Origin of the sequence: Micromonospora sp. NPDC005215 (assembly GCF_040607915.1) — a bacterium.
GTDB lineage: Bacteria > Actinomycetota > Actinomycetes > Mycobacteriales > Micromonosporaceae > Micromonospora.
On the sequence record NZ_JBEXHQ010000001.1, the window covers coordinates 160,157 to 175,477 of the forward strand.

The following is a 15,321-nucleotide window of genomic DNA, read 5'->3' on the forward strand; positions in this document are numbered from 1 at the left end:
GAGAGGACAGACCCGACCATGGACGAGGCCCCGACAACGTACGCGGTTCCGGTGCGCGACCTGCCCGGACGGCCGGTGCGGACGGTGCGGACCGGCCAGTCGCCGCAGGGGCACCGGGTGGGCATCGCCTTCACCCGTCCGGAGCTGCTGCTCGCCGCCATGGGCCCCGACCAGCACTGGGAGGAGTTGTGCGAGTCGGCGCTGCGCGCCATGTTGCGGCCACTCGGCATCGACGTGATCCAGGTCGACCCGCTGCTGGTGGCCCCGCCGCTCGACCCGAGCGTCGGCGACCGCACCGCCGGTCAGGCACGGACGAAGCGCACCGCGTCGGCGACCACGTGGCCGTCGGTGTCCTCGGTGCGGATCAGTACGCTGCCGCCGCTGCCCGCCGTGAACGGGTAGGTCCCCAGCGGCACCCACTGGCCGCCGGCCTGCCGCTGGTCGACGGTACGGGTGACCAGCCCGCCGGAGTATTCGATGTCCACTGGCACGTTCGTCGCCCGGTTCGGGTTGGCGGTCCAGCGCAACTGCACAGTCCAGGACCCGGCGGCGGGCAGCGTCGGGCGGAACCGCAGCCGGTTGACGCCCTTGGCGGTGTTGCCGTCGTGCTCGTAGTCCGGGCCGTAGAAGCCGCCGACGCTTGTGCTGCGCAGCCACGTCCCGGCCCGGGTGATCCCGTTGGCCGCCGCGTTGTCGAGAATCACCTCGTCGGTCGAGCCCCACTCCAGGAGGGCGCCGTCCTGCCGCAGCCGGGCCTGGAGGGTGGGCACCGGCACCTCCTGCACGGCGAGGTTCCCGGCGAGGGCCAGCGACGCGGCGGTGGCCGCCGCCTGCCCGAGGATCATGAACACCGGTTCCATCCGGATCGAGCCGTACGCGATGTGACTCGCCGAGAGGCAGACCGGCACCAGCAGGTTGGCGCACTGCGCCTGGTGCGGCACGATCGCCCGGTAGCTCACCGGGTAGGGGTTCGGCACCCCGATCTGCACGTCCCCCTCGTTGCGCACCCGACCGTCGACCACCACCCGTTGACAGTTGTGCGAGTCCATCGTGTAGCTGGCCAGCCCCACCGAGTCGGCGGCCCGCACCCGGCCCCGGCAGTCGGCCTCGGTCAGCACGTACGCGGACACCATCCGGCGGGCCTCCCGGATGTAGAGCAGCGGCGGCCAGCCACCGGTGTTTGTGAACTCGTCGACCGGCAGCCCCCACCTGGCGGTCGAGTCGCGGACCGACGCCGGCAGTCGGCTGTCGTTGGCCAGGAACCACATCAGCCCCTGCTGGTAGGTGCGGTGCTCGGCGATGATGCTCTCCCGCACCGCCCAACTGGCCGTCGGGTACGCGTGGTTGAAGCCGATGTGGTCGGTGGAGACCGCGCCGTTGTTGTTGGAGTCGGTCTTGCCGCCGCCGATCGAGTGGGTGGTGAAGTACGGCCCGGTGTAGCCGGCCTGGATGTGGCGCAACAGCAGCTCGTACCGGATCGGGTCGTAACCGGAGGGCTTGCCGAACGGGATCCGGTTGGCGGCCTGGGTGAGGCACATCCGGAAGCAGTACGCCTGGATCCGGTCGTCGCCGCTGCCGCGCGGGGCGAGCGGCGTGGCCGAGATGCCCGGCAACAGGCCGCTGCCGGGCGAGCCGGCCGTCACGTACGGGTCGACGGGGTAGACGAACTGGTGGGTGTTGCCGGACTGCACCCCGTTGATCGTCTCGCCGTAGGTGTCGTTGGACTCCCGCCCGACGGTGAACCCCACCCCGGCCATGGCCAGCAGGTCGCCCTCGTAGGTGGCGTCGACGAACACCCCGCCCCGGTAGATCGACCCGTCCTCGGTGCGCAGCTCGGTGATCCGGTTGCCGCTGCGGCCGAGGCTGCTCAGCCGGGCGTCGACGACAACCGGGACGCCCGCCTCGGCCAGCAGGTCGGCGAAGACGGCGGCGGCGACGTGCGGTTCGAAGGTCATCCGCAGCGGCGACCTCGGCGTGAGGGTTCCGCCGTGGTACTTCACGTACACCCGGCGGTAGAACTCGGCGGCGAGCCCCCCGATGGACGCCTGGACCCCGGTGTCGGTGGCGCCCAGCCCGGCGGTGCTCAGCCCGCCGACGTGGCTGGTGGGCTCCACCACCACGGCGGTGCGGCCGAGCCGGCGCATGGCGATCGCGGCGGCCAACCCTCCGGAGGTGGCGCCGTAGACGACCAGGTCGGCGGTGGTGACGGCGGCGCGGGCGGTGCCGGCCCGGAACGGGTCGGTGAGACCGGCCAGGACGAGACCGGCACCGCCGGCGGTCAGCAGCCGACGACGGGACAGGGGCAGGGGCACGGCGAGCTCCCGAGGGGTAACCGGTGGAGGGGACGGTTACAGAAGCACGCCGCTGCCGCTGCGAACGAGATTCTTCAATGTCTGCCAGCGGGTGTCAACGGGCTCAAGGGCGGTAGCGGTAGCCCATTCCCGGCTCGGTGATGAGGTGGCGGGGGCGGGCCGGGTCGTCCTCCAGTTTGCGCCGCAGCTGGGCCAGGTACTGCCGCAGGTAGTTGGTCTCGTTCTGGTATTCCGGCCCCCACACGTCCTGGAGGAGCTGGCGCTGGCTGACCAGCTTGCCGGGGTGGCGCAGCAGCTTCTCCAGCACACTCCACTGGATGGGCGTCAGCTTGACCTCGGTGCCGTCGTCGCGCCGTACGCGGTGGTCGGCCAGGTCGACGGTGTGCTTGCCGATCCGCAGCGCCGGCACCGCCTCGCTGGGGCCGCCGAGGCGGCGGGTGACGGCGCGGATGCGGGCCAGCAGCTCCTCCACCCCGAACGGTTTGGTGACGTAGTCGTCCGCACCGGCGTCGAGCGCGGCGACCTTGTCCTCACTGCCGGCCCGGCCGGAGAGCACGATGATCGGCACGCTGGTCCAGCCGCGCAGGCCGCGGATCACCTCCACCCCGTCGATGTCGGGCAGGCCGAGGTCCAGCACCACCAGGTCGGGCGGGTGGCTGGCGGCGGCCTTCAACGCGGCGGCCCCGGTGTCGGCGACGTCCACGTCGTACCGGCGGGCGCGCAGGTTGATCCGCAGGGCGCGCAGGATCTGCGGTTCGTCGTCGACGACCAGGATGCGGGTCATTCCTGCGGCCCCTCCGAGCTGGTCTGCGCGGCGGCTGGCAGCCGCAACACCATGGTGAGCCCACCGCCGGGGGTGGTCTCCGGGGTGATGCTGCCACCCATCGCCTCGGCCAACCCCCGGGACAGGGCAAGCCCGAGACCGACACCGGTCTGGTTGTCCCGGTCGCCGAGGCGTTGGAACGGCAGGAAGACGTGCTCCCACTGGTCCTCGGGGATGCCCGGTCCCCGGTCGATCACCCGCAGCTCGACCTGGCCGGCGTGCGCGCTGGCGGTGATGGTGGGCGGCTGGCCGGGCGGGCTGTAGCGCAGCGCGTTGGCGACGATGTTGACAAGCACCCGTTCCAGCAGGCCCGGGTCGGCGGTGGCGGCCGGCAGGTCGGCCGGGATGTCCGTGCCGACGGTCGCGGCCGCCGGGCCAAGTTCGTCAAGCGCCAGGGGTACGGCGTCCTCCAGGCCGATCGTGGTGGCCGTGATGCCGAGGACGCCGGCCTGGAGTCGGCTCATGTCCAGCAGGTTGCCGACCAACCGGGCGAGCCGGTCCAGCGACTCCTCGGCGGTCTCCAGCAACTCCTCGCGGTCGGACTCGTCGAACTCGATGTCGTGGCTTCGCAGGCTGGTCACGGCGGCCTTCGCCGACGCCAGTGGCGTCCGCAGGTCGTGGCTGACCGCGGCGAGCAGCGCGGTGCGCATCCGGTCCGCGGCGGCGAGGGGCCGGGCGGTGGCGGCCTCCTCGGCGAGCCGCTCCTGGCGCAGCGCGACGGCGGCCTGGGCGGCGAACGCCTCGACGATCCGCCGGTCGGCGGCCTCCAGCCGTCGGCCGCTGAGCACGACGGTGATCCGCTCGTCGACCGGTACCGCCGTCTCGCCGGCGTCGGGCGTGCCGGCCGGCTGCTCGCCGACGCTGGCCACCACACACCAGGCGTGCTCCTCGCGGGCCCGCTGCGGACGCCCACTTGCCTCCTCGGCCAGCTCCAGCACGCTCACCGCGCGCAGCCCGAAGGTCTCCCGGAGCTGGTCCAGCAGGGCGGGCAGCGGGCGTTCGCCGCGCAGCACGCCACCGGCGACGGCGGCGAGGGTCTGCGCGTCGGCGGCGGCCCGCGCGGCCTCCCGGGTCCGTCGGGCGGCCACGTCGACGATCCAGCTCACCGCCAGCGCCACCCCGACGAAGACGGCCAGCGCGAGCAGGTTGTCCGCCTCGGCGATGGTGAGCGTCCGGTACGGCGGGGTGAAGAACCAGTTGAGCAGCAGCGACCCGCCGAGCGCGGCGACCAGGGCCGGCCACACCCCGCCGACCAGCGCGACCCCGACGACCCCGGCGAGGAACAGCAGGATGTCGTTTGTCAACGTCAGGTCGGGCAGCGTCTTCAGCAGCACTGTGAGCAGCGGCATGCCCAGCGCCGCCAGGCCGAAGCCGAGCAGCCGGCGACGCCGGGACAGCGCCGCCGGCACGGCTGCCGCCCGGCGACCCTTGCCGGCCTGCTTGTGGGTGACCAGGTGCACGTCGATCGAGCCGGAGAGCGCGGTGGTGGTGACCCCGACCCCCCGGGCGAAGATCTGCGCGAGGCGACCCCGCCGGCTCGCGCCGAGCACCAGTTGGGTGGCGTTCACGCCCTGGGCGAAGTCCAGCAGCGCGGCCGGCACGTCGGTGCCGAGCACCTGGTGGTACGTGCCGCCCAGGCTCTCGACGAGGACCCGCTGGCGGGCCAGTTGGGCCGGGTCCGCGCCGGCCAGGCCGTCGCTGCGGGCCACGTGCACGGCGAGCAGGTCGGCGCCCTTGCTGCGGGCCGCGACCCGGGCCGCCCGGCGGATCAGCGTCTCGCCCTCCGGGCCACCGGTCAACGCGACCACGACCCGTTCCCGGGCCTCCCAGGTGGCGGCGATGCCCTGCTGGCTGCGGTAGCGGTCGAGCTGCTCGTCGACCTTGTCGGCCAGCCAGAGCAGCGCCAGCTCACGCAGCGCCGTGAGGTTGCCGACCCGAAAGTAGTTGCCCAGCGCGGCGTCGATCTTGTCGGGTCGGTAGATGTTGCCGTGCGCCATCCGCCGGCGCAGCGCCTCCGGGGTCATGTCGACAAGCTCGACCTGCTCGGCGGCGCGGACGATCTCGTCCGGCACTGTCTCCCGCTGGGTGGTGCCGGTGATCTGGGCGACGACGTCGTTCACCGACTCCAGGTGCTGCACGTTGACAGTGGACAGCACGTCGATCCCCGCGTCGAGCAACTCCTGGACGTCCTGCCAGCGCTTGTCGTGCCGGGAACCGGGCACGTTGGTGTGCGCCAACTCGTCGACGATCGCGATCTCGGGCCGGCGGGCCAGCACCGCGTCCAGGTCCATCTCGGTGAACTCCGCGCCCCGGTAGTCCATGGTCCGGCGGGGCACCTGTTCCAGGTCGGCGAGCATCGCGGCGGTGTGCTGGCGGCCGTGGGTCTCCACGAAGCCGATCACCACGTCGGTGCCGCGGGCGGCCCGCCGCTGGGCCTCCTCCAACATGGCGTACGTCTTGCCGACGCCGGGGGCGGCCCCGAGATAGATGCGCAGTTCTCCGCGTGGCACGGGGACCATCCTCCCTGGTCAGATCGGCGGGCGGGGCCGCGCCCGGTGGACACGGCCCCGCCTGCGAGGGGTGCTCAGCGTGCGGCGAACTGCCTGTCGAGGGCGATGTTGAGTTCCAACACGTTGACCCCGGGCTCGCCCAGGAAGCCGAGCCCACGCCCGTCGGTGTGCTCCTTGACCAGTTCGCGGACCGCCGCCGGGTCCGCGCCACGCTCGCGCGCGACCCGGTTCACCTGCACCTCGGCGTACGCCGGGCTGATCTGCGGGTCGAGGCCGCTGGCGCTGGCGGTGACCGCGTCGGCGGGCACCGCCGGGTCGGCGGGGGCGTCGCCGCGGATCGGGGTGACCACCCCACCGGCGGCCACGTAGTCCTCGCCGGGCTGGGCCGGCTCCACCGGCACCCCCTCATACGAGCCGACGAACGGCGTGGCCGGGGCGGCCTGGTTGACGCTTACCACCCGGGTGACCGGGCCGGTCAGACCGTCGGCGCGGAAGACCGCGAGCACGGCGCCCACCCCGTCGTCGGTGCAGTACGGGCGGCGGCCATCCACACCGTTCAGCTCGCCGATGGACCTGCTGCGCCCGCAGACCTGGGTGAGCAGGCTCTCGCTGGACTCCTCCGGGTCGGTGGCGATGGTGTCGACCACGCTCTCCGGGCCCAGGTTGCTGGCCGAGGTGGAGGTCGGGTCGTACCCGTCGCCGGCGGCCGACGGCCGGGACTGGAAGTAGCGGGCGATCGGGTTTCCGTCCGCGTCGGTGAAGGACTGGCCGATCAGCGCGCTGCCGACAGTCGTCCCGCCCGAGGTGATCAGCGAGCCGTCGGCCTTGTGGTGGAGGCCGGGCAGCTGACCAACCGCTACCAGGGCCAGCGGGTAGACCAGGCCGAGCAGCACCGTGAAGACGAGTACGGCGCGCAACGCGGCGAGGTGTTGGGCGATCCAGGTTGGTAGGCGCATCACGAAATCCCCGGGATGAACTGGATGAGCAGGTCGATGAGTTTGATCCCGATGAACGGCACGATGATGCCGCCCAGGCCGTAGACCAGCAGGTTGCGGCCGAGCAGCTTCGACGCGGCGGCCGGCCGGTACCGCACGCCCCGCAGGGCGAGCGGGATCAGCGCGATGATCACCAGGGCGTTGAAGATGACAGCGGACAGGATCGCCGACTCCGGACTGGACAGCCGCATGATGTTCAGCGCGTCCAGGCTCGGGTAGAGGCCGGCGAACATGGCCGGGATGATCGCGAAGTACTTCGCGATGTCGTTGGCGATGCTGAACGTGGTCAGCGCGCCCCGGGTGATCAGCAACTGCTTGCCGATCTCCACGATCTCGATCAGTTTGGTCGGGTCGGAGTCGAGGTCGACCATGTTGCCGGCCTCCTTGGCGGCCGACGTACCGGTGTTCATCGCCACCCCGACGTCGGCCTGGGCGAGTGCCGGCGCGTCGTTGGTGCCGTCGCCGGTCATCGCGACCAGCCGACCGCCCTCCTGCTCCCGCCTGATCAGCGCGAGCTTGTCCTCCGGCGTCGCCTCGGCCAGGAAGTCGTCCACCCCGGCCTCGTCGGCGATGGCCTTCGCGGTCCGCGGGTTGTCACCGGTGATCATCACGGTCCGGATGCCCATCCGGCGCATCTCGTCGAACCGCTCCCGCATGCCGGACTTGACGACGTCCTTGAGGTGGATGACGCCCAGCGCGCGGGCGGGCTCACCGTCGACGTGCTCGGCGACCACCAGCGGGGTGCCGCCGGTGCCGCTGATCGCGTCCACGATCTCGCCGACCTGCTCGGTCGGGTGGCCGCCGTTCTCCCGTACCCACTTCATGACCGCGGCGGCGGCGCCCTTGCGGACCCGGCGGGCCGTGCCCACCGCGCCGCCGTCCACGCTGCCGTCCGGGGTCAGGTCGACGCCGCTCATCCGGGTCTGCGCGGTGAACGGTACGAACGTGGCGTGCGGCATCACGCCCGGCTCGCGCTCGCGCAGCCCGAACTCGTTCTTCGCCAGCACGACCACCGAGCGCCCCTCCGGGGTCTCGTCGGCCAGGCTGGACATCTGTGCGGCGTCGGCCAACGTCGCGACGTCGACCCCCTCGACCGGTACGAACTCGGCGGCCTGCCGGTTGCCGAGCGTGATGGTGCCGGTCTTGTCGAGCAGCAGGGTGTTGACGTCGCCGGCCGCCTCGACGGCCCGACCGCTCATGGCCAGGACGTTGCGCTGGACGAGGCGGTCCATGCCGGCGATGCCGATGGCGGAGAGCAGCGCGCCGATGGTGGTGGGGATCAGGCAGACCAGCAGCGAGACCAGCACCACCCCGGTGACACCGGAACCGGTGATCGCCCCGCTGTCCGGTGCCGCCGCCTGGTACGCCTTGGAGAAGATCGCCAGCGGCTGGAGCGTGACCACGGCCAGCAGGAAGATGACAGTGAGCGCGGCGAGCAGGATGTTCAGCGCGATCTCGTTCGGTGTCTTCTGCCGGTTGGCGCCCTCGACCAGGGCGATCATCCGGTCGATGAAACTCTCGCCCGGCCTCTGGGTGATCTTGACGATGATCTGGTCGGAGAGCACCTTGGTGCCCCCGGTGACCGCGCTGCGGTCACCGCCGGACTCCCGGATGACCGGGGCCGACTCGCCGGTGATGGCCGACTCGTCGACGCTGGCGATGCCCTCGACGATGTCGCCGTCGCCCGGGATGATGCCGCCTGCCTCGACCAGCACGACGTCGCCCTGGCGCAGCTCCGGCGCGGGCACCGCCTCGTCGCGGTAGGTGTTGGCCCGCGCGCCCGGCTTCCAGTCGATCAGCCGGGTGGCGATGGTGTCCTTCTTCGCCTGGCGCAGCGTCGCGGCCTGGGCCTTGCCCCGGCCCTCGGCGACCGCCTCGGCGAGGTTGGCGAAGACCACTGTCAGCCAGAGCCAGACGGTGATCGCCCAGGCGAACACCGACGGGTCGAGCACCGCCAGGACGGTGGTGAAGGCCGCGCCGACCTCGACGATCAGCATCACCGGGTTGCGCCACAGCGTGGTCGGGTTGAGCTTGCGTACCGCGTCCGGCAGGGACCGGACGAGCTGCTGGGGGTCGAGCAGGCCCCCGCCGATCCGGTTGCCCTGGGTGGCGGGCGTGCCGGGGAGTTGCTCTGTTGGGGCGGACGTGACGGACATGTCCTCGTTCCTCATGATGGTCAGAGCCCCTCTGCCAGCGGGCCGAGCGCGAGCGCGGGCAGGAAGGTCAGCGCGACGAGGACCACCGTGACGCCGACGACCATGCCGATGAACAGCGGTCGGTGGGTCGGCAGGGTGCCCTCGGACGCGGGGGTGGGTGCCTGGCGGGCCAGCGAGCCGGCCAACGCGAGCACGAAGATGAGCGGCAGGAACCGGCCCAGCAGCATGCACAACCCGAGCGCGGTGTCCCACCAGGTGGTGTTGACCGTGATGCCGCCGAAGGCGGAGCCGTTGTTGTTGCTGGCCGAGGTGAACGCGTACAGCACCTCGGAGAGGCCGTGCGGGCCGACGTTGAGCGCCGTGGAGTTGTTGCCGGTGGCGAACGCGGCAGCCGTACCGACGAGCACCAGGATCGGCGTGATCAGGAAGTAGAGCGAGGCGAACTTGATCTCGCGCGACCCGATCTTCTTGCCCAGGTACTCGGGGGTGCGGCCAACCATCAGGCCGGCCACGAAGACCGTGATCACCGCGAGGATGAGCAGGCCGTAGAGACCCGAACCGGTGCCGCCCGGCGCGACCTCGCCGAGCATCATGTTGACCATCGTCATCATGCCGCCGAGCGAGGTGAACGAGTCGTGGAACGAGTTGACCGCACCGGTCGAGGTGAGCGTGGTGGCGGCGGCGAAGGTGGCCGAGTTCGACACGTCGAACCGCACCTCCTTGCCCTCCATCGCCGCGCCGACCGCCTGCGGCACCGTGCCGTGGCCGGCCAGCTCGAAGATGTTGGTGATGGCGACGCTGAGGAACGCGAGGATGCCCATCACCGCGGCGATGGCGTAGCCCTGCCGGTTCTGCCCGACCATCCGGCCGAAGACCCGGGGCAGGCTGAACGGGATCAGGAAGATCAGGAAGATCTCCAGCCAGTTCGTCCAGGAGGTGGGGTTCTCGAACGGGTGCGCGCTGTTGACGTTGTAGAAGCCGCCACCGTTGGTGCCCAGCTCCTTGATCACTTCCTGGCTGGCGACCGGGCCACCGGTGATGGTCTGGGCGCCGCCGGTCAGCGTGCTCAGGTCGGTGCCGGCGGACAGGTTCTGCACCACGCCGCCGATCATCAGCGCGATGGCGCCGAGCACGGCGATCGGCAGCAGGATCCGCAGCACGATCCGGGTCAGGTCGACCCAGAAGTTGCCGAGCTGCCCGGTCCGGCTGCGGGCGAAGCCGCGTACCAGCGCCACCGCCACCGCGATGCCGACCGCCGCCGACACGAAGTTCTGCACGGCCAGGCCGGCCATCTGCACCAGGTGGCCCATCGTCGACTCACCCGAGTACGACTGCCAGTTGGTGTTGGTCACGAACGACACTGCCGTGTTCCATGCGCCGTGCGGCACCACCGGGTCGAAGCCCAGGGACAGCCACAGGTGGTTCTGCACCCGCTGGAACAGGTACAGGAACAGGATCGAGACCGCGGAGAACGCCAGCACGCTGCGGGCGTACACGCCCCAGGTCTGCTCGGCGGCCGGGTTGACCCCGACCAGCCGGAAGATTCCCCGCTCGACCCGGGACTGCTTCGTGCCGGCGACCGCCCGGAACATATAGTCGCCGAACGGCTTGTAGACGGCGACGAGGGCCGCCACCAGCGTCACGATGAAGATGACGCCCGCTGTTGTCATGGTCATCAGAAGCGCTCCGGAAACAGCAGGGCGAACACCAGGAACGCGCCCAGGACGATCGCGAGCACCAGACCGACGGCGTTTACCGCGTTCACAGCTTCTCCACCGCCCGGACCACCAGGGCGAGCACTGCGAACAGCGCCACCGTCAGGACCACGAACACCACGTCAGACACGCTGACTCCTCAGACCGGAAAGGTTCGTCGCGACCGCCTTCCGGTCGCGCCGGGCAATCAAAGCCCCACCACCCGCCGGACGGCAGGGGTCATAACGCGACACTGACGGCGGCGAACCTTTTCTTGACGTGGTTTTCACACCTGCCCACTGAACAGGTGAAATGCGGCACAGAACCTCGGTGGTCCGCGAGGTCAAGACCAGGTGTCCGCCGTCCTTTGCTCTGCACCCGCGGAGGCACCAGCTACAGACCGTGAGTGTCGCCTCCGCGGGTGCAGAGCAAAGGACGCACGGGAGAGGCCATGCGCGACCCGGATGGGTGGCGCATGGCCCGGCGGGGCGGAGTCGCGAGGCCGGTCAGGCCGGGCGGCGGGCCACCAGCACGTCCCGCATGATCGACTGGTCGACCCGGTGCCGCAGCGCGCGGTAGGGCTCCGCGTCGACCACGGTCAGGCCGGCGTCGGCCAGCGCCGCCGCCGCGTCCTCGCGGCTGGCGACGTGGGTGTTCCACGAGATACCGAGCGCACCGCCGGGACGCAGCAACCGCGCCCAGACCGGCGCGGCGTCCGCGAGCAACGCCAGCGGGTCACGGGTCAACCCCTGATTGGCGGTACGGCTGCCGTGCTGCACGCCGTACGGGGCATCGGCGACGACCAGGTCGACGGTCTCCGGGCGGAAGAACTCCGCCGAGCGGGCCGTGTCGGCGTTGACCACGTCCAGCAGTTGGGTCTGGCCGGCCTTGTGCTCCTCGCGGGTCGGCGCCAGCTCGATGCGCACCCGCCGGCCGACCACCTTGCGCTCCCGCCGCACCGGCCCCGACTCCAGCACCCGGTGCTTGACCCGCTTCTGCTTCAGCCAGGTGGTGATGAACGCCCGGTACGCCTCGACGTCCTTCTGGTCGCGCTCGATGCCGGCGGCGTCGAACCCGTACATCAGGGCCTGGTTGAGGGTGGTGCCCCGGCCGCAGAGCGGGTCGAGCACCCGGAACCGCCGGCTGGTCAGCTCGCCGGCCCAGTCCGAGGCCAGCAGGGTGACGTTGAGCAGCAGCTTGGTGAACTGCTCGTTGGTCTTGCCCGGGTACTTCTGGATGGTGATCAGGTCGTCGTCGAAGCGGTCCAGTCGGCTCCACTCGATCGGCCGCAGCAGCTCACCGACGATCTCGAACAGCGCGTACCCGGCGGAGAGGTTGCCGAGGACGGCCAGGTCCCGCTCGGTCAGCCCGTCGCCGGTGAAGGTGACGTAGGACGCCCCTCCGACGATCTCGGTGTCCAGCCCGCCGATCCGGCCGTCGAGCGCCGAGCGGCCGAAGATCTCCAGCTCGGCCCGGGTCAGGTCGACGGCGGAGCGGGCGTACACCCGGTTGGTGGCGGGCAGGATCAGCAGGCCGTAACGAGTCATGATCCGGCGAGTATTCCACAACCCGACGCGGTCGCCGGGAACCGGAGCGGCCCCCGGAACGACTACCGGTACATGGGGTGTGAGCAGTGGCGGGAGGTCCTGTCCGCGCAGTTGGACGGGGAGGAGACCGCCGCCGAACTGGCGGCGGTGCAGGGACACCTCGACGGGTGTGCCGAGTGCCGGGCCTGGTTCACGGCGGCGGCTGCGGTGACGCGTCGGGTCCGTACCCGGTTGGTCGCCGATGTGCCCGACCGGACGGCGGCGATCCTGGCCGCCGTCGCGGCCGAGCCGGCCCGCCGGTCGTGGTGGCGGCGGCTGGCCGGCCGTGGCCCGCTGGTGGCCGGGCTACGCGCGGCGCTCGGGCTGCTCGGCGCGGTGCAGCTGGTGCTCGGCCTGGCCCAGGTGGGCCGGGGCGCGACCGCCGACCACCTGCACCCGTCCGGCCAGCACCTGTGGCACGAGTCGGCCGCGTGGAACGTGGCGGTGGGTGCCGGCTTCCTCTTCGTGGCGGTCCGCCGCAGCCCGCCGGCCGGGCTGCTGCCGATGCTCAGCGCGTTCGTCGGCACGTTGCTGCTGCTCTCGGTCAACGACCTGGCCACCGGCTCGGTGGGCGGGGAGCGGCTGGTCAGTCACGGGTTCCTGGTGGTCGGCTACCTGATCACCGTGTTGCTGTCCCGGCCCGGCCTGCGCCCCGGCGGACCGGCGCCGCAGCGGCAGCCAGCACCGTCACGCTGGCGGTTCGGCACCGACGAGGTGGACCGGCCGCTGCGGGTGGTCGGCCCCGAGTCGTATCCGGCGCAGGCCGCCGACCGGCACGCCGCCCCGGCGGCGCAGGCCGGCCGCTCCACCGGTGTCGGGCAGGCCGGCGGACGCCGCGCCGCCTGATCGCCGGCGGCGTCGACCACCCGGCGGACGCAGGTCGTGCGCTTGGTCGGGCCCTCGCTGTGGCGCGTTCCGGCGACGCCGGTGCCGGGCAGCGGGCTGGGTTCCGGTGTCTCATCGGTGTGGCAACGGGGGCCGTGGGCGGCGTAGAGCAGGGACAACTGTCGGTGAAGCTGGCGTCGTTCGTCCTCGGCGCGGGGAGCGAGGAAGTCGTCCTCGGTCCGGCGCAACACCGTGAGGGCTTCCGACAAGATGGCGCGACCGTCGGTGGTGACAGCGACCATCGAAGCAGGGTCGGTCAGCTCAGGCGGGCGGCGCTGGCCGGGTCGGGCTGGCGACGGCCTGCGGGATGACCTGTTCGACAATGGTCAGCAGGGTGGTGGTGAGCAGCAGGTGCACCTGGGCGCGGGTCAACGCGCCGCGCTGGAGCCACTCGCGGGCGGTCGACGTGGCCAGCCCGCCGTACGCGCGAACCATGGCCCGCAACTCCTCCCGGTGCTCGGCCTCATCGGCGAGGCCGACGGCGACGAGCATGCGGTCCGCGGCGACCTCCTCGGCTTCGGCGAGCACCCGCTCCACGTCCGCGTCGCCGCCCATCCCCCGGGCGGTAACGGCGGCCAGCCAGGAGGTGCTGTGCCGGGACACCACGTCGAGGAACCAGGAGACGCTGGCGTCGACCCGGGTCCGCAGGTCGCCCTTGGGCAGCCGTTCGAGGGCGACCTCCGGAATGGTCACCATGACCCGGACGACCTCCAGGTAAAGGTCCTTCTTCGCACCGAAGTAGTGGTTGACCAGGCCGCGAGCGACACCCGCCTCCCGCGCGACGTCGGTTGTCGACACGTCCGCGTACGGACGATCGCCGAACAGCCGGACCGCGCACGCCAGGATCTGCCCGCGCCGGGCGTCCGGCTCCAGACGGCGGCGGCGCGGAGCCGTCTCGACACTCATCTGCCCGACCCTATCGAGCGCCCCGGCGTCGGCCACCCGCCCTCACCTTGATCAAGTGATGGAAAGTAGGTGCCAGGACGTCCTCTGACCTACTTCTCATCACCTGATCAACGGACTGAACGGCGCCGCCGGACCAGGTGTCGACCGACGTGCCGCTCGTGCCGAGATGGAAGCGGCCTGCGGTGATCCACCCTTGCGCTCTACCCTTTCCACTCGACGGTGACAGTCCGATGGTCAGGCCTCAGGTGTTCACGTCATCGGACAGGACCCACTGAGCAAGGGAGCAGAGCCTTGGTTTCTCGACGTCGATTGTTGTCTGGCGCGGCCGGCGCGGCCGTCGGCCTCTCGGCCGCCGGTACGTTCGGCGGGTCGGCGACAGCGGCACCGTCCACCTCCACCGTGACGGAGCCGCTCGCGGCCCGCCGTGGTCGGCTGATGAGCAGGACGGTGGTGACGTCACCGGCCATCCCGTTGACCCACCTGTCCGTCGCGCACAGCGGCCCGACGGCGGCGGTGCGCCTCCGTACCGGCAAGGGGTGGAGCGACTGGCTGGAGATCAGCTCGTGCCCGAACGGTCGGGACGGTCGGGCGGTTTCGGCCCGGTCCGACATCGTGGTGGTCGACGGCGCCACCGGGTACGAGGTCCAGGTCTCGGACGGCTCGGCGGCCACCGTTGTCGAGCTGAACATGGTCGACGGGGCTCGGCGGACGGTCGCGAGCGCGGAGACGAACAGCCTTCCGCTGCCGCCCGGCACCAGGCGGCCGCCGACGTACCTGCCCCGGTCCGGCTGGGGAGCTGACGAGTCGCTTCGGCTCGCCCCTAACGGCAGCCAGCTCTGGCCGACCGAGTTCTATCCGGTGCAGACGCTGACGGTCCACCACAGTGGGGTGTATCAGCACAACGAGGACCCCGATCCGGCGGCCACGGTTCGCGCCATCTACTACGACCAGTGCGTACTGCAGGAGTTCGGTGACATCGGCTACCACCTGCTGATCGACGAGGCCGGACGGGTCTACGAGGGTCGCTACTCCGACCCGGGGCCGCAGCCGGTCTACGGCCCGGGTGTCGGCGCCGACGGTCGGCCGCTCATGGTCAACGCGGCGCACGTGGGCGGTTACAACGCGGGCAACATCGGCGTCTGCCTGCTCGGCCGGTACTCGTCCATCCTGCCCACCCCCGCCGCGAGCGCGTCGCTCGCCGTCGTCCTGGCCGGGCTCAGCGTCGCCAGTCGACTCAACCCCACCGGCCGGACCGGGTACGTCAATCCGGTCAGCGGGGTGGGTGGCAACGTGGCGGTCATCTCGGGCCACCGGGACTGGGCGAGCGTCGGGGCCGATCCGACCGAGTGCCCGGGCGACTACTTCTACCCCTACCTCGGCGAGCTACGCCAGGAGGTGGCCACTGTGGCCGGGATGCGCCCGACGCCGCCACCCCGGCCGCCGAGGCGCTAGTC

Annotated in this window: 12 protein-coding genes; 3 read left to right on the forward strand and 9 right to left on the reverse strand. The window is 71.6% G+C overall.

The window, feature by feature from the left end; genetic code table 11:
- The first annotated feature begins 18 nt into the window (after positions 1-18).
- Complete coding sequence (locus tag ABZU25_RS00815) at positions 19-402, forward strand: SAV_915 family protein (protein WP_355027221.1); 384 nt, start codon at positions 19-21, stop codon at positions 400-402.
- Here the strand turns inward: ABZU25_RS00815 and ABZU25_RS00820 are convergent.
- The 8 genes from ABZU25_RS00820 to ABZU25_RS00855 form a co-directional block, all read right to left on the reverse strand.
- Complete coding sequence (locus ABZU25_RS00820) at positions 303-2,312, reverse strand: FAD-dependent oxidoreductase (RefSeq protein WP_355027222.1); 2,010 nt, start codon at positions 2,310-2,312, stop codon at positions 303-305. The genes ABZU25_RS00815 and ABZU25_RS00820 overlap by 100 nt on opposite strands.
- A gap of 103 nt (positions 2,313-2,415) precedes the next feature.
- Complete coding sequence (locus ABZU25_RS00825; RefSeq protein WP_355027223.1) at positions 2,416-3,096, reverse strand: response regulator; 681 nt, start codon at positions 3,094-3,096, stop codon at positions 2,416-2,418.
- Positions 3,093-5,645, reverse strand: a complete 2,553-nt coding sequence (locus tag ABZU25_RS00830; protein WP_355027224.1) for a DUF4118 domain-containing protein — start codon at positions 5,643-5,645, stop codon at positions 3,093-3,095. Before ABZU25_RS00830 ends, ABZU25_RS00825 begins: the two co-directional genes overlap by 4 nt.
- A gap of 74 nt (positions 5,646-5,719) precedes the next feature.
- Positions 5,720-6,601 carry a potassium-transporting ATPase subunit C gene (locus ABZU25_RS00835; RefSeq protein ID WP_355027225.1) on the reverse strand — a complete coding sequence of 294 codons (882 nt, stop codon included), beginning with the start codon at positions 6,599-6,601 and terminating at the stop codon, positions 5,720-5,722.
- The gene (gene kdpB, locus ABZU25_RS00840; protein ID WP_355027226.1) at positions 6,601-8,796 is read right to left on the reverse strand and encodes a potassium-transporting ATPase subunit KdpB; all 2,196 of its coding nucleotides are present in this window, start codon (positions 8,794-8,796) and stop codon (positions 6,601-6,603) included. The genes ABZU25_RS00835 and kdpB overlap by 1 nt, the downstream gene beginning before the upstream one ends.
- Positions 8,797-8,816: 20 nt before the next feature.
- A complete protein-coding gene (gene kdpA, locus ABZU25_RS00845; protein ID WP_355027227.1) occupies positions 8,817-10,472 on the reverse strand; it encodes a potassium-transporting ATPase subunit KdpA in 1,656 nt (551 codons plus the stop codon).
- Entirely contained in the window at positions 10,472-10,561 is a 90-nt protein-coding gene (gene kdpF, locus ABZU25_RS00850) for a K(+)-transporting ATPase subunit F (protein ID WP_036390805.1), read from the reverse strand. The genes kdpA and kdpF overlap by 1 nt, the downstream gene beginning before the upstream one ends.
- Before the next feature lie 435 nt (positions 10,562-10,996).
- On the reverse strand, positions 10,997-12,037 hold the full coding sequence (locus tag ABZU25_RS00855; RefSeq protein ID WP_355027228.1) for an SAM-dependent methyltransferase: 1,041 nt from the start codon (positions 12,035-12,037) through the stop codon (positions 10,997-10,999).
- Between the two features lie 72 nt (positions 12,038-12,109).
- On the opposite strand from ABZU25_RS00855, the gene ABZU25_RS00860 reads away from it, so the two are divergent.
- Positions 12,110-12,922: a zf-HC2 domain-containing protein gene (locus tag ABZU25_RS00860; protein WP_355027229.1), complete on the forward strand. Its 813-nt coding sequence runs from the start codon at positions 12,110-12,112 to the stop codon at positions 12,920-12,922.
- Positions 12,923-13,222: 300 nt separating this feature from the next.
- Here ABZU25_RS00860 and ABZU25_RS00865 read toward each other — a convergent pair whose 3' ends face one another.
- The gene (locus ABZU25_RS00865; RefSeq protein WP_355027230.1) at positions 13,223-13,867 is read right to left on the reverse strand and encodes a TetR/AcrR family transcriptional regulator; all 645 of its coding nucleotides are present in this window, start codon (positions 13,865-13,867) and stop codon (positions 13,223-13,225) included.
- A 291-nt stretch (positions 13,868-14,158) separates the two neighbouring features.
- Between ABZU25_RS00865 and ABZU25_RS00870 the strand changes: the two genes are divergently transcribed.
- Entirely contained in the window at positions 14,159-15,319 is a 1,161-nt protein-coding gene (locus ABZU25_RS00870; RefSeq protein WP_355027231.1) for a peptidoglycan recognition family protein, read from the forward strand.
- Positions 15,320-15,321 lie beyond the last annotated feature (2 nt).

Excerpts from the sequence above, each read along its gene's own strand:
- ABZU25_RS00815 (WP_355027221.1), top strand. The coding sequence starts at position 19 with ATGGACGAGGCCCCGACAACGTACGCGGTTCCGGTGCGCGACCTGCCC.
- ABZU25_RS00825 (WP_355027223.1), bottom strand. The coding sequence starts at position 3,096 with ATGACCCGCATCCTGGTCGTCGACGACGAACCGCAGATCCTGCGCGCC.
- ABZU25_RS00835 (WP_355027225.1), bottom strand. The coding sequence starts at position 6,601 with ATGCGCCTACCAACCTGGATCGCCCAACACCTCGCCGCGTTGCGCGCC.
- kdpB (WP_355027226.1), bottom strand. The coding sequence starts at position 8,796 with ATGTCCGTCACGTCCGCCCCAACAGAGCAACTCCCCGGCACGCCCGCC.
- kdpA (WP_355027227.1), bottom strand. The coding sequence starts at position 10,472 with ATGACCATGACAACAGCGGGCGTCATCTTCATCGTGACGCTGGTGGCG.
- ABZU25_RS00855 (WP_355027228.1), bottom strand. The coding sequence starts at position 12,037 with ATGACTCGTTACGGCCTGCTGATCCTGCCCGCCACCAACCGGGTGTAC.
- ABZU25_RS00860 (WP_355027229.1), top strand. The coding sequence starts at position 12,110 with ATGGGGTGTGAGCAGTGGCGGGAGGTCCTGTCCGCGCAGTTGGACGGG.
- ABZU25_RS00865 (WP_355027230.1), bottom strand. The coding sequence starts at position 13,867 with ATGAGTGTCGAGACGGCTCCGCGCCGCCGCCGTCTGGAGCCGGACGCC.